At 70.3% G+C, this 23,282-nt stretch carries 21 protein-coding genes and 1 tRNA gene; 15 read left to right on the top strand and 7 right to left on the bottom strand.

From position 1 onward, the window contains the following. Window positions 1–49: 49 nt before the first annotated feature. The gene (orn, locus tag B7K26_RS01915; protein WP_084076990.1) at window positions 50–673 is read right to left on the bottom strand and encodes an oligoribonuclease; all 624 of its coding nucleotides are present in this window, start codon (window positions 671–673) and stop codon (window positions 50–52) included. Window positions 674–842: 169 nt separating this feature from the next. On the opposite strand from orn, the gene B7K26_RS01910 reads away from it, so the two are divergent. The 3 genes from B7K26_RS01910 to B7K26_RS01900 are packed head-to-tail and all read left to right on the top strand — an operon-like array spanning window position 843 to window position 2,841. After that, window positions 843–1,199, top strand: coding sequence for a GntR family transcriptional regulator (locus tag B7K26_RS01910; protein ID WP_084076989.1), 357 nt, complete (start codon window positions 843–845; stop codon window positions 1,197–1,199). Then, window positions 1,196–2,083, top strand: coding sequence for an ABC transporter ATP-binding protein (locus B7K26_RS01905; protein ID WP_084076988.1), 888 nt, complete (start codon window positions 1,196–1,198; stop codon window positions 2,081–2,083). Before B7K26_RS01910 ends, B7K26_RS01905 begins: the two co-directional genes overlap by 4 nt. Beyond that, window positions 2,080–2,841 carry a hypothetical protein gene (locus B7K26_RS01900; protein ID WP_084076987.1) on the top strand — a complete coding sequence of 254 codons (762 nt, stop codon included), beginning with the start codon at window positions 2,080–2,082 and terminating at the stop codon, window positions 2,839–2,841. The genes B7K26_RS01905 and B7K26_RS01900 overlap by 4 nt, the downstream gene beginning before the upstream one ends. 73 nt (window positions 2,842–2,914) lie before the next feature. Here B7K26_RS01900 and B7K26_RS01895 read toward each other — a convergent pair whose 3' ends face one another. Both B7K26_RS01895 and B7K26_RS01890 read right to left on the bottom strand, forming a co-directional pair. Then, window positions 2,915–3,397 (bottom strand): hypothetical protein, encoded by a 483-nt coding sequence (locus tag B7K26_RS01895; protein WP_143340415.1) that lies wholly within the window; start codon window positions 3,395–3,397, stop codon window positions 2,915–2,917. A gap of 96 nt (window positions 3,398–3,493) precedes the next feature. Beyond that, window positions 3,494–4,585: an NADH:flavin oxidoreductase/NADH oxidase gene (locus tag B7K26_RS01890; protein WP_084076985.1), complete on the bottom strand. Its 1,092-nt coding sequence runs from the start codon at window positions 4,583–4,585 to the stop codon at window positions 3,494–3,496. 411 nt (window positions 4,586–4,996) lie between these two features. On the opposite strand from B7K26_RS01890, the gene B7K26_RS01885 reads away from it, so the two are divergent. From B7K26_RS01885 to B7K26_RS01860, 6 genes are all read left to right on the top strand, one after another. Continuing rightward, window positions 4,997–6,019 carry an ABC transporter substrate-binding protein gene (locus B7K26_RS01885; RefSeq protein ID WP_084077526.1) on the top strand — a complete coding sequence of 341 codons (1,023 nt, stop codon included), beginning with the start codon at window positions 4,997–4,999 and terminating at the stop codon, window positions 6,017–6,019. A gap of 123 nt (window positions 6,020–6,142) precedes the next feature. After that, complete coding sequence (locus B7K26_RS01880) at window positions 6,143–7,687, top strand: sugar ABC transporter ATP-binding protein (protein ID WP_084076984.1); 1,545 nt, start codon at window positions 6,143–6,145, stop codon at window positions 7,685–7,687. After that, a complete protein-coding gene (locus B7K26_RS01875; protein WP_143340414.1) occupies window positions 7,684–8,760 on the top strand; it encodes an ABC transporter permease in 1,077 nt (358 codons plus the stop codon). The genes B7K26_RS01880 and B7K26_RS01875 overlap by 4 nt, the downstream gene beginning before the upstream one ends. Continuing rightward, window positions 8,757–9,773 (top strand): sugar ABC transporter permease YjfF, encoded by a 1,017-nt coding sequence (locus tag B7K26_RS01870; protein ID WP_084076983.1) that lies wholly within the window; start codon window positions 8,757–8,759, stop codon window positions 9,771–9,773. Before B7K26_RS01875 ends, B7K26_RS01870 begins: the two co-directional genes overlap by 4 nt. Before the next feature lie 68 nt (window positions 9,774–9,841). Further along, the gene (locus B7K26_RS01865) at window positions 9,842–11,380 is read left to right on the top strand and encodes a sugar ABC transporter ATP-binding protein (protein ID WP_143340413.1); all 1,539 of its coding nucleotides are present in this window, start codon (window positions 9,842–9,844) and stop codon (window positions 11,378–11,380) included. Window positions 11,381–11,391: 11 nt separating this feature from the next. Beyond that, window positions 11,392–12,411 (top strand): LacI family DNA-binding transcriptional regulator, encoded by a 1,020-nt coding sequence (locus B7K26_RS01860; protein WP_084077525.1) that lies wholly within the window; start codon window positions 11,392–11,394, stop codon window positions 12,409–12,411. 61 nt (window positions 12,412–12,472) lie between these two features. Here B7K26_RS01860 and B7K26_RS01855 read toward each other — a convergent pair. After that, window positions 12,473–12,546 (bottom strand) — tRNA-Arg (locus B7K26_RS01855). Window positions 12,547–12,729: 183 nt separating this feature from the next. Between B7K26_RS01855 and B7K26_RS01850 the strand changes: the two genes are divergently transcribed. The 6 genes from B7K26_RS01850 (at window position 12,730) to B7K26_RS01825 (ending at window position 19,659) form a co-directional block, all read left to right on the top strand. Beyond that, on the top strand, window positions 12,730–14,319 hold the full coding sequence (locus B7K26_RS01850; protein ID WP_084076981.1) for a dynamin family protein: 1,590 nt from the start codon (window positions 12,730–12,732) through the stop codon (window positions 14,317–14,319). Further along, window positions 14,316–15,668 (top strand): GTPase, encoded by a 1,353-nt coding sequence (locus tag B7K26_RS01845; RefSeq protein WP_084076980.1) that lies wholly within the window; start codon window positions 14,316–14,318, stop codon window positions 15,666–15,668. The genes B7K26_RS01850 and B7K26_RS01845 overlap by 4 nt, the downstream gene beginning before the upstream one ends. After that, window positions 15,665–16,477 (top strand): pyrroline-5-carboxylate reductase, encoded by an 813-nt coding sequence (proC, locus tag B7K26_RS01840; RefSeq protein WP_084076979.1) that lies wholly within the window; start codon window positions 15,665–15,667, stop codon window positions 16,475–16,477. Before B7K26_RS01845 ends, proC begins: the two co-directional genes overlap by 4 nt. 154 nt (window positions 16,478–16,631) lie before the next feature. Beyond that, window positions 16,632–17,141, top strand: coding sequence for a single-stranded DNA-binding protein (locus tag B7K26_RS01835; protein ID WP_084076978.1), 510 nt, complete (start codon window positions 16,632–16,634; stop codon window positions 17,139–17,141). 149 nt (window positions 17,142–17,290) lie between these two features. Beyond that, window positions 17,291–18,973 (top strand): energy-dependent translational throttle protein EttA, encoded by a 1,683-nt coding sequence (gene ettA / locus B7K26_RS01830; protein WP_084076977.1) that lies wholly within the window; start codon window positions 17,291–17,293, stop codon window positions 18,971–18,973. Between the two features lie 182 nt (window positions 18,974–19,155). After that, window positions 19,156–19,659 carry a thioesterase family protein gene (locus tag B7K26_RS01825; protein WP_084076976.1) on the top strand — a complete coding sequence of 168 codons (504 nt, stop codon included), beginning with the start codon at window positions 19,156–19,158 and terminating at the stop codon, window positions 19,657–19,659. Between the two features lie 148 nt (window positions 19,660–19,807). Here the strand turns inward: B7K26_RS01825 and B7K26_RS01820 are convergent, their stop codons facing one another. From B7K26_RS01820 to B7K26_RS01810, 3 genes are all read right to left on the bottom strand, one after another. Then, a complete protein-coding gene (locus B7K26_RS01820) occupies window positions 19,808–20,725 on the bottom strand; it encodes a glycine betaine ABC transporter substrate-binding protein (RefSeq protein ID WP_084076975.1) in 918 nt (305 codons plus the stop codon). A gap of 142 nt (window positions 20,726–20,867) precedes the next feature. After that, on the bottom strand, window positions 20,868–21,812 hold the full coding sequence (locus tag B7K26_RS01815) for a proline/glycine betaine ABC transporter permease (protein ID WP_084076974.1): 945 nt from the start codon (window positions 21,810–21,812) through the stop codon (window positions 20,868–20,870). After that, window positions 21,812–23,083 carry a glycine betaine/L-proline ABC transporter ATP-binding protein gene (locus B7K26_RS01810; protein WP_084076973.1) on the bottom strand — a complete coding sequence of 424 codons (1,272 nt, stop codon included), beginning with the start codon at window positions 23,081–23,083 and terminating at the stop codon, window positions 21,812–21,814. Before B7K26_RS01810 ends, B7K26_RS01815 begins: the two co-directional genes overlap by 1 nt. Between the last annotated feature and the right edge of the window lie 199 nt (window positions 23,084–23,282).

Below are 23,282 nucleotides of genomic sequence, written 5' to 3'. Positions count from 1 at the left end.
GATCATACCGTGTCCGCGCGGGTGCTCGCGACGCGCCCGCGCGATGCCGCTATGCCTGGGCCGATTCGGCGCTGTGCCGCTCGGTGACCTTAGCCGCCGCGGCGGCGGCCGTGTCCGAGTCGGGGCCGGGCAGGGGGGTGAGGATGACCTCGCGGTAGTAGCGCAGCTCGGTGATGGAGTCGCGGATGTCTCCCAGCGCGCGGTGGCCGCCCGTCTTTGCGGGGGCGTTGAAGAACACTCGCGGATACCAGCGGCGCACCAGCTCCTTGAAGGAGGACACGTCGACCACGCGGTAGTGCAGGTGGCCCATGACCTCGGGCATGTCGCGGTCGAGGAACATCTTGTCCATGCCGACGGTGTTTCCCGCCAGCGGCGACTTTCCGGCCGTCGGGACGTGCTCGCGGATGTACGCCAGCACCTGAGCCTGGGCATCCTCCATCGTGGTGCCGTGCTCGAGCTCGGGCAGGAGCCCCGAGCTGGTGTGCATGTCCCGCACAAAGTCGTTCATCCCGTCCAGCGCCTCCTGCGACGGTTTGATGACGACCTGCACCCCCTCACCGAGGATGTTGAGGTCGGAGTCGGTGACCAGGCAGGCCACCTCCACGAGGGCGTCGTTGACCGTGTCGAGGCCGGTCATCTCGCAGTCGATCCACACGAGGGGGGTGTCAGGCATGTCACCCACTGTAGGGCCAGGGGCCGACGCCGTCCCCCCGCGCGATAGCGGGGCGACGCAACGCTCCTGGTAAAGGGTGCATCGGCCGCGAGCCGTTGACAGGCCTCCCGGTGCATGGTTGGTTAGTTACAGAAGTAACTAACCAACGAACCGGAAGGGGTGTGAGGACGTGGACGATGGTCGGCCGATCTTCCTGCAGGTCGCTCAGCAGCTCGAGGGCCAGATCCTCGAGGGCGCGCTGGGCGAGGAGTCGCAGGTGCCGTCCATCAACGACCTCGCCGCCTTTCACCGGATCAATCCCGCCACCGCCCTGAAGGGGGTGAACCTCCTGGTCGACGCCGGCGTGCTGTACAAGCGCCGCGGCATCGGGATGTTCGTCGCCGAGGGGGCCAGGGCCCGGCTGCTCGACGAGCGCCGGGCCGAGTTCAGGGACGCCCACGTGCGCCCCCTCGCCGACCGCGCCCGCGGGCTCGGCCTCACCACCGCACAGCTTCAGGACATGATCGCGAAGGAGATGAACCGATGACCGCCATCGTCGAGGCCGCCGGCCTCACCAAGCGCTTCGGCAAGGTCACCGCCGTCGACGACGTGTCGTTCTCCCTTGAGGAGGGCGGCATCCACGGCCTGCTCGGCCGCAACGGCGCCGGCAAGACCACCCTCATGCAGCTTCTCACCGGGCAGGACTTCGCCACCTCTGGCGACGTGCGCCTGTTCGGCCACGGCCCGGTCGAGAACGCCGCCGTGGTGGGCCGCACCTGCTTCATCAAGGAGTCGCAGGTCTATCCCGACGACTTCCAGGGCAAGCACGTCCTGAAGATCGCCCCGCGCTTCTTCCCCCACTGGGACGCGGCTCTCGCGCAGCGGCTCGTCGACGCCTTCCAGGCGCCGCTCGACCGCAAGATGAAGAAGCTCTCGCGCGGCCAGCGCAGCGCCATCGGCGTCATCGTCGGCATCGCCTCGCGCGCCGACTTCACCCTGCTGGACGAGCCCTACGCGGGGCTCGACGCCGTGGCTCGCCGCCGCTTCTACGACCTGCTTCTCGAGGACTACGCGGAGCACCCGCGCACCATCCTCCTGTCCACCCACCTCATCGACGAGGCTGCGGCACTCCTGCAACGCGTCCTCGTGATCGACAAGGGGCGCCTGGTGATGAACGCCGACGCGGACGACCTGCGGGGCTCGGCCACCACCCTCGTGGGGCGCGCCGCGGACGTCGAGGCGTTCTCGGCGCGACACGAGGTGCTCGACCGCACCACGATCGGCGGCATCGCGTCCGTCACCCTCGCCGGGCTGAGCGCCGAGGACAAGCGAGCCGCGGCATCGGCCGGACTCGAGGCGACCCCCGTGTCGCTCCAGGAACTCATCGTCCGCCGCACAGGCGGGCTCGAGACCGAGGAGGTCTCCGCATGACCGCCATCACCCCCGAGCGCGCCGTGCCCTCCGCGCCCAGGCGCCTGTCCAACGTGGTGCACCTGCACCTCGCGAACCCGGTCCCCACGCTCGTGCTGCCGTGGCTCATCACGCTCGCGATCTTCGCGATCAACCTTGCCATCTGGCTCATGGTCGCGAACGCGGCCGGGGGAGTGGAGAACCTCGAACCGGATGCCTTCATCTACAACGGCGGCATCTCCTGGATCGTGGTGTTCATGATGGTCGTGGCAGTGCAGTCCATGAACCTGACGTTCCCCTTCGCGCTGGGCTTCGCCGTCACCCGCCGGGACTTCTACCTGGGCAGCAGCATCTACTTCGTGCAGCTCTCGCTGCTGTACTCGACGGGCCTGACCGCGATCGCGGCGGTCGAGCGCGCCACCGACGGGTGGGGCCTCGGCGCAGCCTTCTTCGCCCCGTACGGGCTGAACGACGACCCCCTGCTGGTGCTGTGGACCGTCTTCTTCGGGCTGATGCTGCTGTTCTTCTTCCTTGGCGCCGCCGTCGCGACGGTGTGGGTGCGGTGGAAGGCGTACGGCCTGTACGCGTTCTTCATCGGCCTCGCGGTGCTGCTCGTGGGCGCCGCGTGGATCATCACGGCGACCGGCAGCTGGGGCGACGTGGGCCGGTGGTTCGTCGACACCTCTCCGGCCGTGATGGTCGCCTGGACGCTGCCCGTCACCGTGGCGTGTGGAGTGGTGGGCTTCCTGTTCCTGCGCCGGGCGACGCCCAAGTCCTGACGCGGATAGACGGAGGGCCGATGCGGTGGCCGGGCGGCCACCGCATCGGCCCTTGGTCTGTGCTTTCCGGCGGCTATTGGGTGGACCCGGAGCCCGCGGGGGCGACCACGACGGTGATGAGGCCGGAGTCGCCGCCGGGTTCGGACGCCCAGGCGGCGGTGACCGCGTGCTCGCCGTCGCTCATGTGGTGGGCGGTCGCCGCGTCGCCCGCGGAGCCCGAGCCCGCGTCGCTGAAGCCCGCGTCCTCGAGCTGCTCGACGTAGTCGGTGAGCGCGAGCGACGGTCCCGTGGTCGCGATGGTCCAGCCCTCGCCAGTGGTGGCGGCAGCGGCGAGTTCGCCGTCGGGGACGGGAATGCTCTCGGGCCAGTCGGTGGGAAGGGTGGCGCCGTCGCCAAAGTTCAGGGACACGTCGCCTCCCGTGGCGTCCTCGACGGCCTGCTGGGCGGCGTCGCGGGCGTAGGTGGCGACCGTGGACCCTAGGTCGTCGGCGCTGCATCCGGCCAGGAATCCGGCGGACAGGGTGGTCACTGTTGCTGCTGTGGCGGCCAGGCGCATGTTGGCTCCTCGCTGAGTCGGGCGTCGTCTACGGGGCCAACGTCCGACCCGGCGAGGAGGTTCCTGTGAGCGGTCCCAGTCGGGACGGCGTCGCCGCTACGGGCGCGCCGCGAAGGTGCCGCGACGGTACTGGGCGGGCCAGTAGTCGACGTCGACGCCCAGCTCGTGGGCGGCACGCAGGGCGAAGTGGGGGTCGCGCAGGAACTCACGGCCGGCCATGACGGCATCGGCCTCGCCGCTGGCCACGATCTCCTCCGCGTGCGCGGGCTCCACGATGAGGCCCACGGCGCTCACCGGCACGCCCGCGCGCTCGCGGACCTCGCGCGCAAACGGCACCTGGTAGCCGGGGCCCACGGTGATGCGGGCATCGGCCACGTTGCCGCCGCTCGAGACGTCGACGAGGTCGGCGCCCTCGTCGCGCACCCAGCCCGACACGGTGACGGTGTCGTCCACGGTCCACCCCTCGGGCTCCTTCCAGTCGGTGGCGGACAGGCGTACGAACACGGGCACCTCCTCGCCCGCGACGCGGCGCACCTCGCGCACCACCTCGAGGAGGAACCGGGCGCGGTTCTCGAGCGAGCCGCCGTAGTCGTCGGTGCGGTCGTTGCTGAGGGGGGAGAGGAACTCGTGGAGCAGGTAGCCGTGCGCGGCGTGGACCTCGAGCACATCGAAGCCGGCGTCGAGCGAACGGCGGGCTGCGGTGCCAAAGGCCGCCACCGCATCGGCGATCTGGTCCTGGCTCATGGGCGTGGGGTCGGCGAGCCCCTCGAACGCGAGGGTGGAGGGGGCAAGCGGCGTCCAGCCGCCGTCCCGGTGGTCCACGACGCCGCGGCCCGACCAGTCCCGGTACGTCGACGCCTTGCGGCCCGCGTGCGCCAGCTGGATGCCGGCCTTGGAGCCCTGCGAGTGGATGAACGAGGTGACGCGTGCCCAGGCGTCGCGCTGCTCGTCGTTCCAGATGCCGGTGTCCCACGGCGAGATGCGACCCTCGGGGGTCACGGCCGTCGCCTCGGCCATGACGAGTCCCGCGCCTCCGCGGGCGATGCCGCCCAGGTGCACCAGGTGCCAGTCGGTGGGCACGCCGTCGCGCTCCTCGACCGAGTACTGGCACATGGGAGCTGTCCACAGGCGGTTGCGGAAGGTGGTGCCGCGCAGGGTCAGCGGCTGGAAGAGGGCGGGGGTCGTCATGGGGCAAGCCTTTCGTAGTGGTGCCGAAACGCCAACACTCGCCACGTGGGAGGTGATTCCCCGCCAGTGGTGAGGCCCGAGCGTGACGAAGTGACGGTTGATGTGGGCGACTCGCCGTTCAGGGCGGCCGATGCCTCGGCGTGTCGGCCGGAGGACCGTCACTTTGTTACGGCGCCTGAGGGGGGAGCGGCGTGCGAGCCAGGTGAACCCTCACATTTCGGTGGCCGATGCCGGCTCACCGCGCGTGCGCTCCCTGGCCCCGCGCACGGTTCCGTTACGTAATCGTGATGTGAAACCCCTTGTGAACGCTCACAATGTGAGCGCTATCATCCAAGTGCGGCACACAGGGGTGCCCGTAGGAATGACAAGCCTCCCGGCAAGGAAGCCGGGGTGAACGAGGAGGTTCACGGCATGAACAAGCGTTTCCTGTCCACCATCGCCTTCGCGGGGGCCGCGGCCTTCGCCCTGGCCGGTTGCTCCACCGAGACCGGCAGCACCGGCTCGTCGTCGTCGACGGCGGAGGCCGAGTCCACCGGCGGCTCCGACGCCGCCGCGTCGGACGTCATCACCGTCGGCTTCGCCCAGACCGGTGCGGAGTCCGGCTGGCGCTCGGCCAACACCGACTCCATGAAGGCCGCGTTCTCTGAGGACAACGGCTTCGAGCTGATCTTCAACGCCGCGGACAACGACCCTGCGGCGCAGATCTCCGCGGTCCGCAACTTCATCAACCAGGGCGTCGACGCCATCGTCATCGCCCCGGTGGTGGAGGACGGCTGGGACGACGTCCTCCAGGAGGCCGCCGACGCAGGCATCCCCGTGGTCCTCGAGGACCGCACCGTGTCCGCCTCCGAGGACCTCTACGCCAGCTGGGTGGGCCTCGACTTCCACGCCGAGGGCGTGAAGGCCGGCGAGTGGGCCGCCGCCGAGTTCGGCGACACCGAGACCAACATGGTGGTGCTCGAGGGCACCACCGGTTCCGCCCCCGCCAACGAGCGCGCGGCGGGCTTCGACGAGGCGATCGCCGGCACCGGCATCACCACCATCGACTCGCAGACCGGCGACTTCACCCGTGACGGCGGCAAGTCCGTCATGGAGGGCTACATCGCCAACTACGGCCTCGACGGCATCGACCTCGTGTATGCGCACAACGACGACATGGGCCTGGGCGCCATCGAGGCGATCGAGTCCGCCGGTGGCGTCCCCGGTGAGGACATCAAGATCGTCACCATCGACGCGGTCAAGGACGGAATGCAGGCGCTCGTCGACGGCAAGATCAACTACATCGTCGAGTGCAACCCGCTGCTCGGCGAGCAGGCCGCCCAGATCGTCAAGGACGTCTTGGCCGGCACCGCCGTCGAGAAGGCCTACTACGTTGAGGACCAGGCCTTCACCCAGGAGCAGGCCGCCGAGGTCATCGACACCCGCCCCTACTGATCCGCGGATCACGAGGAGCACAGGTGTGACCGCGTCCGCCGGGAGGCCCACCTCCCGGCGGACGCGCCACCCAGCACCACCACCCAGCACCACCACGAGGCACGACAACGAGGTCACTCACTCATGACTGTGGACACTGACGTCCCGCCGCTCGTCTCGATGCGCGGCATCACCATCGCCTTCCCCGGCGTGCTCGCGCTCGACGGCGTCGACTTTTTCCTGCGCCCCGGCGAGGTGCACTCGCTGATGGGGGAGAACGGCGCCGGCAAGTCGACGCTCATCAAGGCCCTCACGGGCGTCTACGCGATCGACTCGGGCACCATCGCCGTCGCCGGCGAGGAGCGCCGCTTCGACAGCACGGCCGATGCGCAGGCCGCCGGCATCTCGACGGTCTACCAGGAGGTCAACCTCTGCGCGAACCTCTCCGTGGGGGAGAACGTGATGCTCGGCCACGAGCCGCGCGGGCGACTGGGGATCGACTGGTCGGCGGTGCACCGCGAGGCGGCCGAGTACCTGGCGAGCCTGGGCCTTCACCTCGACACCCGGTCGCCGCTCGCGCAGCACTCGATCGCCATCCAGCAGCTCGTCGCGATCAGCCGGGCGATGGTGCTCGAGGCCAAGGTGCTGATCCTGGATGAGCCCACCTCGAGCCTCGACCGTGGCGAGGTGGAGCAGCTGTTTACCGTGATGCGCGCCCTGCGGGAGCGCGGCGTCGCGATCCTCTTCGTCAGCCACTTCCTTGACCAGGTCTACGAGATCTCCGACCGCATCACAGTGCTGCGCAACGGGCGCCTGATCGGCGAGCACCTGGTCGCCGAGCTCCCGCGCGAGGCGCTCGTGACGGAGATGATCGGCCGCGAGCTCGACGAGCTGTCCGCGATCTCGGACGCCGCCGACCGCGACATCGACCGGACCGGAACTCCCGTGCTGCGCGCCGCCGGCGTGGGCAAGAAGGGCGTCCTCGAGCCCGCCGACCTCGAGGTGTTCGAGGGCGAGGTCGTGGGCCTCGCGGGGCTGCTCGGCTCCGGGCGGACCGAGCTGGTGCGCCTCCTGTACGGGGCGGATAAGGCCGATGCCGGCAGCATCGAGATGCACGGCGAGCCGGCCAAGGTCCACGCCCCGCGCCACGCCATCGACCGTCGCATCGCCTTCTCCTCCGAGAATCGCCGCTCCGAGGGAGTGGTGGCCGACCTCACCGTCGCGGAGAACATGGTGCTCGGGGTCCAGGCCCAGCGAGGCTGGGTCCGCCGCCTGTCCAAGGCGGAGCAGGACGCCATCGTCACCGAATACATGGAGGCGCTCGGCGTGCGCCCCGCGGACCCGCACGTGCCCATCGGCACCCTGTCGGGAGGCAACCAGCAGAAGGTGCTGCTGGCCCGCTGGCTCGCCATGCAGCCCGAGCTGCTCATCCTCGACGAGCCCACCCGCGGCATCGACGTGGGTGCGAAGGCCGACATCCAGCGCAAGGTCGCCGAGCTCGCAGCGAAGGGGCTCTCAGTGGTCTTCATCTCCTCCGAGCTCGAGGAGGTGCTGCGCATCACGCAGCGCGTCGCTGTCCTGCGCGACCGGCGCAAGATCGGCGAGCTCGATCCCACCAGCGTGGACCTCGACGGCCTCGTCGACTTCATCGCCCACGCCGACCACGACGAGAGGAGCGTGTCCCGATGACTCTGCTCAAGCACCACCTGTTCTGGCCCTCGGCGGCGCTCGCCACGCTCGTCGTCGTCAACGTCATCGCCAACCCCAACTTCGCAAAGATCACCATGCGCGACGGCGACCTTTACGGCAACCCGGTGACGATCCTGCGCGAGAGCGCCCCGCTCATGCTCGTCGCCCTCGGCATGACCCTCGTCATCGCGACCCGCGGCATCGACCTGTCCGTGGGAGCCGTCATGGCGGTCTCGGGCGCCGTGTCGCTCACGATCATCGCCGACGCCCCCGACCCCGGCAGCCTCGGCATCGTCGTCACGGCGATCGCCACCGCCGTCCTGGTGGCCCTGGTGCTCGGCGCGTGGAACGGCTTCCTGGTCTCGGTGCTCGGGATCCAGCCCATCATCGCGACGCTGGTCCTGATGCTCGCCGGCCGCGGCGTCGCGCTGCTCATCACGGGCGGCGCCATCACCACCGTGACGAGCGCGCCGTACAAGTTCATCTCCAACGGCTACCTGATCCTGCTTCCCGTCGCGTTCTTCATCTGGGTCGCTGTCGTGGCTGTCGTCGCCCTCATCGAGCGCCGCACGGCGCTGGGCATGCTCACCGAGGCGGTCGGCATCAACCCCGAGGCCTCGCGCCTGGCGGGCGTGCGCTCGCGCGGCATCATCTGGGGCGCGTACATCGCGTCCGGTGTGCTGGCCGGCGTCGCGGGCATCATCAACGCCTCCAACACGATGGCCGCCGACTCGAACAACGCCGGCTACCTCATCGAGCTGTACGCCATCCTCGCGGTGGTGCTGGGCGGCACGTCCCTCATGGGCGGCAAGTTCTCGATCGCCGGCACCGTCATCGGGGTGCTCACCGTCACCACGCTCGACAAGACCATCCAGTTCTTCGGCGTCCCGCCGGCCCAGAGCCCCGTGTTCTTCGCCGTCGTCGTCGTGATCGTCGTCCTGGTGCAGTCGCCGCGCGTCCACCAGTGGGGACGCTCGCTGTCCAGGCGCCGCTCCGGCCACGGCCCCGGCGACGCTGGCGGCGAGCCCGCCGCCGCATCGGCCACCCCTACCCGCCAGGAGGTCTCCGCATGAGTGCCACCGTCGTCGACGCCCCCGCCCCCACCGCCATGGATCGGGTGCGCACCTTCTCCGCTCGCCGCGCGTCCGTGCTTCCCACGCTGGCCGCCATCGTGATCCTCGTGATTCTGCTGATCGGCGCCCAGGCGGAGTTCGGCAACTTCCTGAGCCCCAGGAATCTGTCCGCGCTGCTGCTCGACCACGCGTACCTGATGGTGCTCGCCGTCGGCATGACGTTCGTCATCGTCACGGGAGGCATCGACCTCTCGGTCGGCTCGGTGATGGCGTTCACCGGCATCCTCGGGTCCTCGATGCTCGCGTCAGGCACCCCGGTGTGGATCGTCATCCCCGTGATGCTCGCGGGCGGCGCTGCCATCGGCACGCTCATCGGCGTCCTGGTCCAGTACTTCAACGTCCAGCCCTTCATCGCCTCGCTCGCGGGCCTGTTCCTGGGGCGCGGCCTCGCGTACGTGGTGAGCCTGTCCTCGATCAGGGTCGAGAACGAGCCGATCCTGTGGCTCCAGCAGACGCGCTTCCTCATCGGCGACTGGTACATCACCCCCACCGGCATCATCGCGCTCGCGGTGGTCGCCGCCGGCGCCGTCATCATGGCGCTCACCCGGTTCGGCCGCACCGTGTATGCGATCGGCGGCTCGGAGCAGTCGGCTCGCCTCATGGGACTGTCGGTGGCCCGCACCAAGGTGCTGGTCTACGTCATCTCCGGCCTGTGCGGCGGCCTCGCGGGACTGCTACTGACCGCCTACTCGGGCGCCGGCTACCCGCGCAACGGCATCGGCACTGAACTGGACGTCATCGCCTGTGTCGTCATCGGCGGCACGCTGCTGACGGGAGGCCGCGGCTACGTGCTGGGCTCCATGATCGGCGTGTTCGTGTTCGCCACCATCAACACGATCATCTCCTTCATGGGCGCCGAGCAGTCGTGGACGCACATCATCATCGGCGCCCTGCTGCTGCTGTTCATCGTGGTGCAGCGGGCCATCGTCGCCCGGTCCGACCGGCGCACGTGACCTCCCGCACCTCTCCTCCGCGGGCGGGCGACGCGCCTCGTCCACCTGGCTCCTCTGGGATGCGGCCGATGCCGTGCCAAGATGACCCGGTGGACGAGGCGCAGGCGCTGGTGCAGCTCGACGGGGCGACGGTGCGCTTCGGCGCGTTCACCGCCCTCGACGCGGTGGACTTCCGCATGTTTCCCGGCGAGGTGCACTCGCTCATGGGGGAGAACGGCGCGGGCAAGTCCACGCTGATCAAGGCCATCACCGGCGCCCTCGCCCTCGACGCAGGCGTGCTGCGCATCGGCGGTGTCGAGCGCCACTTCGCGGGCCCGCGCGACGCGCAGGACGCTGGCGTGTCCACGGTGTACCAGGAGGTGGACCTCCTCGAGAACCTCTCCGTCGCGGAGAACGTGTTCCTGGGGCGCGAGCCTCGCCGCCTTGGCCTGATCGACCACGGTGCCATGCGCCGCGACGCCGCCGCGGTGCTCGAGGGCCTGGGCCTCGACATCGACCCCGCATCCATGCTGGGCCGCCACTCGCTCGCGGTCCAACAGCTGGTGGCGATCGCGCGCGCCATCTCGACGGACGTCAGGGTGCTGGTGCTGGACGAACCCACCTCGAGCCTCGACCTCGACGAGGTCGCCGAGCTGTTCAGGGTGATCCGCGAGCTCAAGGAGCGCGGGGTGGCGATCCTGTTCGTCAGCCACTTCCTCGACCAGGTCTACGAGATGAGCGATCGCATCACGGTGCTGCGCGACGGCCGCCTGGTGGGCGAGTACCTCACCACGGAGCTGCTGCGCATCGACCTCGTCAAGAAGATGCTGGGGCGCGACGTGGCGGACATCGCCCCGCGCGAGCACCTTGTGGAGCCCGAGAGCGCCGTCGAGCCGGTCATCTCGGCGCGCGGACTCACGCGCGCGCCGGGCATTCGCGGGGCCGATGTGGACGTCGCCGAGGGCGAGGTCCTCGGCGTGGCGGGCCTGCTGGGCTCCGGAAGGACCGAGCTGGCGAGGCTCCTCACCGGCGTGGACCGCGCGCAGGCGGGCATCATCCGCATCGAGGAGCGCGAGCATCGGCTCGACTCCCCGCGCCGGGCCATGCAGCTGGGCGTCGTCTACTCGTCCGAAAACCGCCGCACCGAGGGGCTCATCGGCGACCTGTCCATCGAGGACAACATCGTGCTCGCCCTCCAGGCGCAGCAGGGGGCGCTGAAGCCGCTCAGCACCGCCCGCCGGCGCGAGCTCGCCGTGTCCTGGATCGAGGCGCTCAACATCAAGCCCGCGGACCCCGACCGTCCCGTGCGCACCCTGTCGGGAGGCAACCAGCAGAAGGTGCTGCTGGCCCGCCTGCTCGCGCTCAGCCCCCGCGTGATCGTGCTCGACGAGCCCACCCGCGGCATCGACGTGGGGGCCAAGGTCGAGATCCAGCGGCTCGTGGGCGAGCTCGCCGACAACGGCCTGTCCGTGGTGTTCATCTCCGCCGAACTGGAAGAAGTGCTGCGCGTGGGGGACCGGGTCGCGATCCTCCGGGAGGGGGAGGTCGCCGAGACCGTCGCCGCCGCTAGCCTGAACCCGGACACCTTGATGGCGCTGGTCGCGCAACCCGACCTCCCGGAAGCGTGAGGAAGGACGACGTGGCGAAGGATCAGCCCGCGCGGGCGGCGAACATCTTCGATGTCGCGCGCCTGGCCGGCGTCTCCCACCAGACCGTCTCCCGCGTGATCAACGGCATGCCCAACGTGCGGCCCGCGACCAAGGAGCGGGTCGAGAAGGCGATGAAGCAGCTGCGCTACTCGCCGTCTCCCGCGGCCCGCGCGCTCGTGACGCGCCGCACCCGCACCATCGGCCTGGTCACCCCCGCGGTCGCCGACTTTGGCCCCACGTCGATCGCCATGCACTTCGCCATCGCCGCGCGCGGCGCCCGTTACAGCGTGGACGCCGCCCAGACGGCCGATGCCGGGGCCGCCACCGTGCGCACCACCGTCGAGGGGCTGCTGAGGCAGCGCGTGGACGCCGTGGTGCTGATCCTCACCGACTCGTCGGCGCTCGAGGCGGTGCAGGCGTTGGACCTGACCGTCCCGCTCGTCGCGGTGGCCGCGGGCGCCCGCCGGTCGCCGCAGGTGGTGTGCATCGACCAGTACCGCGGGGCGCGCGCGGCGGTGCGCCACCTGGCCGAGCTGGGCCACGAGCGCATCCTTCACGTGGCCGGCCCGGCCCACGCCTCCGACGCGACCGAGCGCGAGCGCGGCTGGCGCGACGAGCTCGCCGAGCGGCGCCTCGAGGTCGCGGAGCCGCCGCGGGGCGACTGGTCCGCGCGGTCGGGCTACGAGGTGGGGGAGCGGCTCGACGTCGCGGCGGGCGACGCCGTGTTTGTGGCGAACGACCAGATGGCGATCGGCCTGATGTCGGCCCTGCGCCACCGCGGGCTCGAGGTGCCGCGCGACGTGTCACTCGTCGGCTTCGATGACATCCCCGAGGCCGCCTACCTCTATCCGCCGCTCACCACCGTCCGCCAGGACTTCGCCGCGCTGGGCACGATGATGATGCAGAAGGTGCTGGTGGCGCTCGAGGAGGGCGGGGAGCCGACGGTGGACACGCCGATGCCCGCGCAGCTCGTCGAGAGGGAGTCGGCAGCGCGCGCAGCGAGCCACTGAGTGCGCACATTCGCGCGAATCCCGACACTGGGTGGCTCGCGGGAGGCGGTGATGCGTGAGGCGCCCCCGGCAGGATTCGAACCTGCGACCGTCGGATTAGAAGTCCGGTGCTCTATCCAGCTGAGCTACGAGGGCAGCGCGGCGGGGATACGGGCCCGGCCACACGCCCAGGGTAGTGGCCGCGGAACCCCGCCCCGGCATCGGCCGTTGTCAGGTGGCCACCTCCCCGGGCATGCGCACCCCCGCGCGGCCGGGATAATGGTGGGAAATTCCAGGCACGGTAGCCTGTTCGGAGCCTGAGGACGGAGGGAACGCGGGATGTCGATCCGCCCCATCAAGACGTGGTCGTACCCTGGCGCCCTCCTGGACGCGCTCGTCGACACACGTCGCGTCGTCGGGGGCGTCGAGCTGCCGATCCCGCTGGGAGACGCCGAGGCCACGCGCGAGCTCGTGGCCCACATGGTCGACCAGCTGGACCACCACCTGATCCCGCGCGTGCGCGAGGAGGCCTCGCCGGCCGTGGTGGTCGTCGCCGGCTCCACCGGCGCGGGAAAGTCCACTGTCGTCAACGCGCTCCTGGGGGAGCCGCTCACTCCCGCCGGCGTGCTGCGCCCCACGACGCGCGTCCCGCACGTCTTCCACCACCCCCTCGACGCCGAGGTGCTCACCTCGGTGGCGGACGGCTCCGAGGTGATCGCCACGGACGCGGTCCCGCGCGGCCTCGCGATCGTCGACTCGCCGGACCTCGACTCGGTGCGCGGCGAGAACCGTGACGTTGCCGAGAAGCTGCTCGAGGCCGCCGACCTGTGGATCTTCGTGACCACCGCTGCCCGCTACGGCGACGCCGTGCCGTGGGAGGCGCTGCGCAGGGGAGCCGAGCGCGGCGCCTCGATCGCGATGGTCCTCAACCGCGTGACGGCCGATGTCGCGGCCCAGGTGCGCTCGGAACTTGTCGAGCGCCTTGCCGCCGAGCAGCTCGAGTCGCTGCCGCTGTTCGTCATCCCCGAGGACGAGGTGGGAGGAGCCGAGCTCCCACGCGACGTCGTCGACGGACTGGGACGCTGGCTCGAGGGCGTCGCCGCCGCCTCCGCCGCGACCATCGTCGAGCGCACGATGCACGGCGCTACCGAGTCGCTCAAGGAGTGGCTCGAGACGCTCGCCGAGCGCATGGACGACCAGACCGCCGCTGCCCGCGAGGTGCGCGCCGAGGTGCGCCGCTGCGCCGCCCATGCCGAGGCCAAGGGAGGCACCGACTGGTACCTCCAGATCCCCACCGGCTCGCTCGCCGCTCGCTGGGAGGCCGCCTCCGCTGAGGGCGGGCCCCTGCACAAGCTGCGTCACTCCGCGTGGGCCAAGCGCCGCTCCGCCCGCGAGAAGCGTGACGCCGTGGTGCGCGAGATTCACAAGGACCTGCTCGACTCGGTGGAGGCGGTGCTCGCGCTCGCGGCCGCCGACGCCGCGCAGTCGATGGTGGACACCCTCACCGACGGCGAGGAGTCGCCCGGCGTGTGGCTCGCCACCCGGCAGGACGCCCGCGACTCGCGCGTCATCAGGGAACGACGGGCGGCCGATGCCGCACGCGCCTGGGTGACCAAGTGCGGCGAGCAGGTGATGAGGCTCCCCGGCGCCGCGCGCGGCGCCGAGATCGTGGGCGAGGACGGTCTCGCCGTCGCCATGGCCTGCGCCGCGCTGGGCGTCGAGCAGGCGCGGACCGTGCTAGGAGTCCTGGTGGCCCCCAGCCTGTCCGAGCCCATTCACCTCGCCCGCGCCGAGCTCACGGGCGCCAGGCGCTACTGCATCAACCGCGAGGCGCTGGACATGATGAAGCCCACCGACGTCCCGAGCCTCACCGCCGAGGCGTCGTCGACCGTCCGCCTGCGCCGCGCCGAGCTGCGAGGCCTGCTGTGAACCTTCAGTTCGTCTCCCAGGAGGAGCCCAGCGAGGCCGCCGCCCTTGCCCAGCGCGTGGCGCGCCTGCGCTCGTCCATGGAGTGGGCATCGGACGCCATCCCTGTCGCCGTGCGCGAGGAGGTGTCCGCCACCATCCAGCGCTGCGACGAGCGCCTGTCGCTGGGCGTGGAGCACACCGTCGTCGCGCTCGCGGGCGGCACGGGATCGGGCAAGTCGAGCCTGTTCAACGCGATCCTTGGCCGCGAGTTCGCCGTCGCCGGCGTTGCCCGGCCCACCACCTCGCAGGTGAGCGCGGCGGTGTGGGGCGGTCGCGGCCAGGCGCTGCTCGACTGGATCGGCGTCGACCGTCAGCGCAGGCTCGCGCGCGGCATCGACTCGCTGGATGACCCCGACGAGGGTCAGCTGCGCGGCATGGTGCTGCTCGACCTTCCCGACCACGACTCCATCAACGCGGAGAACCGCGCCGTGGTGGACCGCGTGGTGCCGATGGCCGACCTGCTGCTGTGGGTCGTGGATCCGCAGAAGTACGCCGACCACGCGCTGCACTCCGCCTACCTCGAGGCGGCCTCGCGACACGGCAGCCCGTCTCTCGTGGTGCTCAACCACGTCGATCGCCTCACCACCAAGGACGCGTGGGCCGTCGCGCGCGACCTTCAGCGCCTGCTCGCCGTCGACGGCATGACGCAGGTGCCGGTCATGCCCGTCAGCGCCAAGACCGGCCAGGGGCTCGACATCCTGCGCGCCGAGCTGGCCGGCGCCGTGGCGGCGCGCTCCGTCGCCGCGGAGGCAGTGCGCGCCGACCTGGTCTCCGCCGGCCGCGCCCTCGCCGGCGCGCTCACGAAGGGAGCCGAGCCCCACCTTCCCGACGTCGAGGAGCTCGTCCAGGCGCTTGCCCGTGCCGCCGGCGTCGATTCGCGCGCCGAGCGTGCCGCCGCCATCGCGCGCGGCGCGCATCCCGGGGAGCGCAAGCCCCTGCGGCTGTCCGTCGCCACCGTCGAGCGCGAGCGGCTCGACTGGGTCGACGCCGCGACCGACGGTCTGCCGCCGCGGTGGCGCCAGGTGGTCGCCGACACCATCCAGGACGCCGAGGGGCTCGGGAGCGAGATCGAGGCGGCGCTCGAGGCTGCCGCCTGGCCGTCCGTCGACCCTCCCCAAGGGTGGCGCGCGCTGTTCGCCAAGGCGACCCTCGCATCGTCCGCCCGCAAGAAGACGCTCGAGGCGGGCCGCACCGCGGTGCGCGCCGTGGTGCTGCCGCACGTCGTCGAGCCCACCGAGACCATTCACCAGGCATACCGCGCGATGGACGAGCTGACCGAGCTCGACGCCTCCGCGAAGGAGGACACGTGACCGAGACCATCCGCACCGTCGCCGTACTGGGCGCGGGAAACATGGCCGGCGCGATCGCGCAGTCGCTCGCATCCGCAGGTGACGTCGCGTCGATCCGCCTCACCACGCGCACCCGCCAGCCCGAGTGGGCGCAGGCCTTCGACCACGTCGAGCACCGCGCGCTGTCCGTTGACGAGGGCGCCACCGCGTGGGCCCTCGACGGCGCCGACGCCGTCATCCTTGGCGTGAAGCCCTACGACATCGTCGAGCGATGCCGGGAGATCGGGCCGATGCTCGCGCCCGGCGCGCTCGTCATTTCCGTCGCCGCCGGAGTGACCCTTGGCGCCATGCGCGAGGCGCTCGGCGACGGCATCCGGGTGGTCAGGACGATGCCGAACACCCCGACCGCGATCGGCAGGGGAGTGACCGCCCTTGCCGGCGAGGGCGCCGACTGCGAGGCCGCGGCGGCCCTGCTGGCCCCGACGGGCATGCTGGAAATCGTCGACGAGTCGCTCGTGAACGCGTTCTCCTCGGTCGCCGGCTCCGGGCCCGCCTACGCCTACGCGTTCGTGGAGGCGCTCGAGGCGGCGGCGGTGGGCCTCGGCATCCCCGCCGATCAGGCGGCGCGCATCGTTCCCGCGATGATGCTCGGCTCGCTCGCGTACCTGGACTCGTCCGAGCACGACGCCGCCGAACTGCGCCGCCAGGTGACGAGCCCCGGCGGATCGACCGCCGAGGCGCTGCGCGTGTTCGGTGAACGGGACCTCAACGGCCTCGTCGCTGATGCGCTCGCCGCCGCGCTCGCGCGCAACGCCGAGATGGGCAAGTAGGGGCCGCCTCCCTACCCGTGACGGGGGCTCGCGTCGTCCCCAGGCCGGCCCGCCATCGGCCGCGTCCACTTCTTTCCCGTGACCCCCGACGGCGTGGTGTGGCCCGCCCCAGTCTGAACGGGAGGCCGCAGGGTGCGGCCCATGGGAGGACACGATGAGCGATCTCGACGTAACGGTGACCGGATGGGTCGCCACCAAGCCGGTCGTCAGGGAACTGGCGGACAACAAGTCCATGTGCGCATTCCGCATGGCGCACTCGTCCCGCTACCGCGATGCCGCGGGTGAGTGGAAGGACGGCGCCACCGAGTGGATCAGCGTGCGGATGTTCCGCACAGGAGCACAGCGCGTAGGGCAGTCGATCCACGTCGGCGAGCCGGTGATCGTGAGCGGCCGGCTGAAGACCAACACCTGGATCGACAAGGACAACGCCGAACGCCACGAGCTGCAGATCGACGCGAGGGCCGTGGGGCACGACCTGGTGTGGGGAACCGCGTCATTCGTGCGACACGTCGAGGCGAAGGCGAGCGATGCGGACGAGGACGCAGGCGAGGACGCCGGTGCACCGCGCGAGGAGCCGGCCGGCATTCCGGACTCGTTCGAGCAGCGCGACGACGAGACCCCCGATGGGGTGGAGGAGGACGACGCCGCCCGCGTCGCGGTGTGAGGACCCGGCCCCGCGCGTCCGTCCCCTCAGGCGCGCGGGGCCGCTCGCGCCGTGCCCCGCATCGGCCATCCGCCCCGTGACCGCGTAGGCTGGTACGCGGTTCATTCGGGCGCCCCCGCGGCGCCACCCCACGAGTTCACGGAGCAGCAGTGGCAGAGTTCATCTACACGATGCACAAGGCGCGCAAGGCGCACGGCGACAAGGTCATCCTCGACGACGTCACCATGGCGTTCTACCCTGGCGCGAAGATCGGCGTCGTCGGCCCCAACGGCGCAGGTAAGTCGACCATTCTGAAGATCATGGCCGGCCTCGAGGAGCCCTCGAACGGTGAGGCGCGACTCAGCCCCGGCTACACGGTCGGCATCCTCCTCCAGGAGCCTCCGCTCAACGAGGAGAAGACCGTCCTGGGCAACGTCGAGGAGGGCGTTGCCGAAATCAAGGGCAAGCTCGACCGGTTCAACCAGATCTCCGAGGAGATGGCCAACCCGGACGCGGACTACGACGCGCTGTTGGCGGAGATGGGCACGCTCCAGGAGGAGCTCGACCACGCCGACGCGTGGGACCTCGACGCCCAGCTCGAGCAGGCCATGGAGGCGCTGCGCTGCCCGCCCGCCGACGCCGACGTCTCGGTTCTGTCCGGCGGTGAGCGCCGCCGCGTCGCGCTGTGCAAGCTGCTCCTCGAGAAGCCCGACCTGCTGCTGCTCGACGAGCCCACCAACCACCTCGACGCCGAGTCCGTGCTGTGGCTCGAGCAGCACCTGTCGAAGTACGCGGGCGCCGTCATGGCCGTCACTCACGACCGCTACTTCCTCGACCACGTCGCGGAGTGGATCTGTGAGGTCGACCGCGGCCGCCTGTACCCCTACGAGGGCAACTACTCGACATACCTCGAGAAGAAGCAGGAGCGCCTGCAGGTCCAGGGCAAGAAGGACGCCAAGCTCGCCAAGCGCCTCAAGGAGGAGCTGGAGTGGGTGCGCTCGAACGCCAAGGGTCGCCAGACCAAGTCCAAGGCCCGCCTCGCACGCTACGAGGAGATGGCTGCGGAGGCGGAGAAGACCAGGAAGCTCGATTTCGAGGAGATCCAGATCCCGCCGGGCCCGCGTCTGGGCAACGTCGTGATCGAGGCCAAGGATCTCAAGAAGGGCTTCGACGACCGCGTCCTCATCGACGGCCTGTCGTTCTCTCTGCCGCGCAACGGCATCGTCGGCGTCATCGGCCCCAACGGTGTGGGTAAGACCACGCTGTTCAAGACCATCGTGGGCCTCGAGAACCTCGACGACGGCGACCTCAAGGTCGGCGAGACCGTCCAGGTGTCCTACGTGGACCAGTCCCGTGGAGGCATCGACCCGAACAAGTCGCTGTGGGAGGTCGTCTCCGACGGCCTCGACTACATCAACGTCGGCAAGGTCGAGATGCCCTCGCGCGCGTACATCTCCGCGTTCGGCTTCAAGGGCCCGGACCAGCAGAAGCCCGCTGGCGTGCTGTCCGGCGGTGAGCGCAACCGCCTCAACCTGGCGCTGACGCTCAAGGAGGGCGGCAACGTCCTGCTTCTCGACGAGCCGACCAACGACCTCGACGTCGAGACCCTCGGCTCGCTCGAGAACGCGCTGCTCGAGTTCCCCGGCTGCGCCGTGGTGGTCAGCCACGACCGCTGGTTCCTCGACCGCGTCGCGACGCACATCCTCGCCTACGAGGGCACGGAGGAGAACCCCGCGAACTGGTACTGGTTCGAGGGCAACTTCGAGTCGTACGAGAAGAACAAGGTGGAGCGTCTGGGCGCCGACGCCGCTCGCCCCAGCCGCCAGACGTACCGCAAGCTCACGCGCGACTAAGCGCCGCCGCTTCCTCAGGAGCCCTCGCCGTCCCGCGGCGGGGGCTCCTGTGCGTGTGGCCGATCGCGGCCCACCCACTCAACCCTCCCCCCAACTCCTGGCGGTAGATACACGGCGGGGCTGAGGCGACGTCGCAATCCTGGCGGTCGCTCAGCGGTGAAACGCGACGCTAGCGTGAGGCTATGAGCCGACTCCACGTTCCCATCTCGCTGCGCTGGTCCGACATCGACGCCTACGGGCACGTCAATAACGCCGAGATGCTGCGGCTTCTCGAGGAGGCACGCATCCGCGTGTTCTGGGCGGACGATGCCGGGGTCGAGGAGTCGGCTGACGCTGAGGCGCCGACGGCCTCACCCGCCGCGGTGCTCGCCGGCGGCCCCGGCGCCGAGACCCATACGCTGATCGCGAGCCAGCAGATCGAGTACCTGGCACCGGCCCCGTTCCAGCGGCGTCCCCTCGACGTCCAGCTGTGGATCGGACGGCTCGGGGGAGCGAGCCTGGAGATCTGCTACGAGGTGCGCTCACCTGGTCGGCCCGAGGGTCAGGAGCAGACGGTCTACGCGCGAGCGGCGACCACGCTGGTGCTGGTGGACGCCGCATCGGGCCGTCCTCGGAGGCTCACCGACGAGCAGAAGGCGGCGTGGCAGCCGTACGTGGACGCCCCGGTGGAGTTCCGTCGGCGGTGACCGCGAGTCTGCGCCGTGGCGGGACATGGGGGCCGCTTTCGGCCCGGCATCGACCCCCATGTCCCGCCAGGATGCGTTGACATCCCAGAGACGCGACAGCGCCGGCCGCCCCGCGAGGGGACGGCCGGCGCCGTGAGTGAGGAGAGTCTTACGCGGTGAGCGAGTCGACCCACTCCTGGTTCGCGGCGACCCAGTCGCTCACGACCTGCTCGTAGTCGCCCTCGGACGCCTCGTTGAGCTGGTTCTCAAGGTCGTAGAGGTGGTCGGAGTCCATCGTGAAGCCACCGAACCACTCGGCGACCTCGGGGAACTCCTCGGTGAGGCCGGTGCGGCCGTAGGTGACGATCTCCTCGGCCTCTCCCATGACGCCCTGGGGGTCCTCAAGGTTCTTGAGGTCGTAGGCGCCGTAGGCCCAGTGGGGCTCCCACAGAGTGACGATGATGTTCTCGCCGTCCGACGTCGCGGAGTCGAGCTCCGAGAGCATCGCCGGGGTGGAGGACGTCACGAACTCGAAGTCCGACAGGCCGTAGGCCTCGATGGCGTTCTCGGTCGCGGTGGTGAGGCCGGCGCCGGGCTCGATGCCGACGATCTTGCCGCCCATCTCGTCGACGTACTCGGGGAGGTCCTCGAGCGAGTCGACGGGGGCGTCGGCGTTCACGGCGATGGTGAGCGCGGCGGAGTCGAACCAGGCGCCGAGCTCCTCCATGTCGTCGCCGTACTGGTCGATGTAGTCCGCGTGCGTGAGGGGCAGCCACACGTCGGTGACGATGTCGTAGTCACCGTCGGCGACGCCCTGGAAGGCGACGGCGGCATCGGCGTACTCGAGCGAGACGTCGTAGCCCTTGCCCTCGAGGACGTGCTGCCACAGCAGCGACGAGGCGAGCGACTCGTCCCAGCCGTTGAACACGGCCAGCGTGAGCTCGCCGCCAGCGGCCTCTTCGGTGGACTCGGCGCCGGTGGTGACGGCGTCGGTGGTCTCCTCGGTGTCGTCCGCGGACGAGCAGCCCGCGAGGACGATGCCCGCGGTCGCGGCGACCGCGAAGGCGGAAGCAGTGCGCTTGAACATGTGTCTTTCCTTTCTCGGCATGGGGATCTCCTCACGCCGGGGAAGCACCCGCCCGCTTTGTGGGGCGGGATGCCCACGGCCGCTCAGCGCAGCCGCGAAGTCTTGCGATCGGGCATCGGCGAGGGCCGATGCGGTGGTCGGGTTAGGACGGGGCGCCCGCGGAACGGATGGGGTGGCCGACCTCGAGGTGCTCGGCGTCGACGCGTGCCTGCTCCACGTCGGACTTCTTGGCGCGGCGCTTCTTGGCCCACGTGGCGTACAGGCCCATGCCCTGGCCGAACGAGGCGGTGAAGCGGTCCAGCAGGATCGCGAGGATCACCACGGAGATGCCGGCCTCTGCACCGATGGCGATGTCGAGGGCGGAGACCGCGCGGGTCACCTGACCACCCAGGCCACCGGCGCCGACCATTCCCGCGATGACGACCATCGACAGCGACAGCATGATGACCTGGTTGACGCCCGCCATGATGGAGGGCATCGCGAGCGGCAGCTGAATCTGGCGCAGGATGCGGCGCGGGGAGGCGCCGAACGCCTGACCGGCCTCGACGACCTCCTGGTCGACGCTGCGGATGCCCAGTTCCGTGAGGCGCACGCCGGGGGCGATGGCGAACAGCACGGTGGCGAAGATGCCGGGGGCGACGCCGACGCCGAAGAACGCGATGGCCGGGATCAGGTACACGAACGCGGGCATGGTCTGCAGGAAGTCCATGATGGGCTTCACGATGTTGGACACCGTCTGGTTGCGCGCGGCCCAGATACCCAGCGGGATTCCCGCGAGCAGCGCGAGGAAGGCCGCGACGAGGACGAGCGAGAGGGAATCCATCGAGTTTTCCCACTGGTCCACGCCGATGATGAACACGAGGCCCACCACGGCGCCGACGGCAAACTTCCAGCCGCGGGCGAGCAGTGCCGCGAGGGCGAGCGCGATGATGATCGCGATCGCCGGCGGGGTGGCAAAGATCCAGTTGACAGCGTCGTACAGGCCGGTCCACAGGTTGCCGAGGAACTCCAGCAGCCAGTCGAGGTTGTCCTCGATCCAGTCCTTGCCGGTCTCGACCCAATCGCCGAAGGGAATGCGGAACTCCATTACAGGTCTCCCTTCGTCGCGGCGGCGTCAAGCACCTTGTCCACGACCTCGGTCGGAAGCGGCTCGATGACGGGTTCGGCGGAGGTGGCGGCCTCGGGCTCGCCGCCGAGGGTGGCGAGCAACGTGACGCGCGGGATGACTCCCACGAGCCGGTCGCGCTCATCGGTCACGGCCAGCGCGAGGGCCGCCTCGAGCGAGGGGATGAACAGGTCTACGAGCGGCGTGTCCTGGGACACCGCGCCGTGGTCGGTCTGGATGGCGGGCGCAAGCGACTTCTCGCCCTTGCGCACGAGGTCCATGACGTCGCGGTCGCGCACCCATCCGACGATGGTGCGGTCGCGCTTGGTGACGTAGAGCGCCGAGATCTCGTTCTCGCGCATCGCGGCGAGCGCCGCATGCGGGCCCGAGCCCTCGTGAACCGTGACGCGCGGCTTGCGCATGACGGAGTCCGCCGTGAGCACGCGCGACCGGTCGACGTCCTGCACGAACTGTTCGACGTAGTCGTTGGCGGGGTTGGTGAGGATGTCCTCGGGCGAGCCGATCTGGACGATGCGGCCGTCACGCATCACGGCGATGCGGTCGCCGATGTACATGGCCTCGTTGAGGTCGTGCGTGATGAAGATGATGGTCTTGCCCAGCTCCTGCTGGAGCTCGAGCAGCTGGTCCTGCATCTCGCGGCGGATCAGCGGGTCGAGCGCGGAGAACGCCTCGTCCATGAGCAGCACGTCGGTGTCGGCCGCGAGGGCACGGGCGAGGCCCACGCGCTGCTGCATGCCACCCGAGAGCTCGGAGGGGTACTTCTCCTCCCAGCCGCCCAGGCCCACGATGTCCGTGACCTTCGCGGCGCGCTGCAGGCGCTCGGCCTTGCTCACCCCCTGGATCTCGAGCCCGTACGCGACGTTGTCGATCACGGTGCGGTGGGGGAGCAGGGCGAAGTGCTGGAACACCATGGAGACGCGCTTGCGGCGGATGTCGCGCAGCTTGGTGGGGGAGACGCCGGTGATGGAGTCGCCGCCGACCTCGACGGTTCCCGCGGTCTGCGGGTGGAGGCCGTTGAGCATGCGGATGAGCGTCGACTTGCCCGAGCCGGACAGGCCCATGACGACGAAGATCTCACCCTTCTTGACCTCGAACGAGGCGTCGATGACGGCGGCGGTGGCGCCGCCGAGCTCGTCGCGAGAAGCGCCCTTGCGAAGCTTCTTCACGGCGTCGTCCGCTCCGCGGCCGAAGACCTTATACAGGCCCTCCGCCTTCAAAACGATGTCGTTCACTGAATTCCTCAGCTGCCCCCGCGTCGGTGGGGCTCAGTTGCGGCCTCGAACAGGCGAGGGGGCTCGCAGCCGTCGGACGGCAGTCACGGGCCCACGGGCACCCTCATCGGGAGGGGTCCACGCTCGCCTGGGGCGCTGCCGGGGAACGGCGCAGCCACGAGGCCTGGGCTGGTCATTGGCGACTCGGTCGTGACTGACG

Origin of the sequence: Demequina sp. NBRC 110057 (assembly GCF_002090175.1) — a bacterium.
GTDB lineage: Bacteria > Actinomycetota > Actinomycetes > Actinomycetales > Demequinaceae > Demequina.
The sequence above is the reverse complement of the archived record's forward strand: the minus strand, read 5'-3'. Positions and strand labels throughout refer to the sequence as shown.

Bases quoted from the DNA above. Each gene is read 5' to 3' on its own strand.
- B7K26_RS01885 (WP_084077526.1), top strand. From the start codon at position 4,997: ATGAACAAGCGTTTCCTGTCCACCATCGCCTTCGCGGGGGCCGCGGCC.
- B7K26_RS01835 (WP_084076978.1), top strand. From the start codon at position 16,632: ATGAGCGATCTCGACGTAACGGTGACCGGATGGGTCGCCACCAAGCCG.
- B7K26_RS01870 (WP_084076983.1), top strand. From the start codon at position 8,757: ATGAGTGCCACCGTCGTCGACGCCCCCGCCCCCACCGCCATGGATCGG.
- B7K26_RS01820 (WP_084076975.1), bottom strand. From the start codon at position 20,725: ATGTTCAAGCGCACTGCTTCCGCCTTCGCGGTCGCCGCGACCGCGGGC.
- B7K26_RS01875 (WP_143340414.1), top strand. From the start codon at position 7,684: ATGACTCTGCTCAAGCACCACCTGTTCTGGCCCTCGGCGGCGCTCGCC.
- B7K26_RS01895 (WP_143340415.1), bottom strand. From the start codon at position 3,397: ATGCGCCTGGCCGCCACAGCAGCAACAGTGACCACCCTGTCCGCCGGA.
- B7K26_RS01900 (WP_084076987.1), top strand. From the start codon at position 2,080: ATGACCGCCATCACCCCCGAGCGCGCCGTGCCCTCCGCGCCCAGGCGC.
- B7K26_RS01880 (WP_084076984.1), top strand. From the start codon at position 6,143: ATGACTGTGGACACTGACGTCCCGCCGCTCGTCTCGATGCGCGGCATC.
- B7K26_RS01890 (WP_084076985.1), bottom strand. From the start codon at position 4,585: ATGACGACCCCCGCCCTCTTCCAGCCGCTGACCCTGCGCGGCACCACC.
- B7K26_RS01850 (WP_084076981.1), top strand. From the start codon at position 12,730: ATGTCGATCCGCCCCATCAAGACGTGGTCGTACCCTGGCGCCCTCCTG.
- B7K26_RS01865 (WP_143340413.1), top strand. From the start codon at position 9,842: ATGCCGTGCCAAGATGACCCGGTGGACGAGGCGCAGGCGCTGGTGCAG.
- B7K26_RS01815 (WP_084076974.1), bottom strand. From the start codon at position 21,812: ATGGAGTTCCGCATTCCCTTCGGCGATTGGGTCGAGACCGGCAAGGAC.
- B7K26_RS01905 (WP_084076988.1), top strand. From the start codon at position 1,196: ATGACCGCCATCGTCGAGGCCGCCGGCCTCACCAAGCGCTTCGGCAAG.
- B7K26_RS01825 (WP_084076976.1), top strand. From the start codon at position 19,156: ATGAGCCGACTCCACGTTCCCATCTCGCTGCGCTGGTCCGACATCGAC.
- orn (WP_084076990.1), bottom strand. From the start codon at position 673: ATGCCTGACACCCCCCTCGTGTGGATCGACTGCGAGATGACCGGCCTC.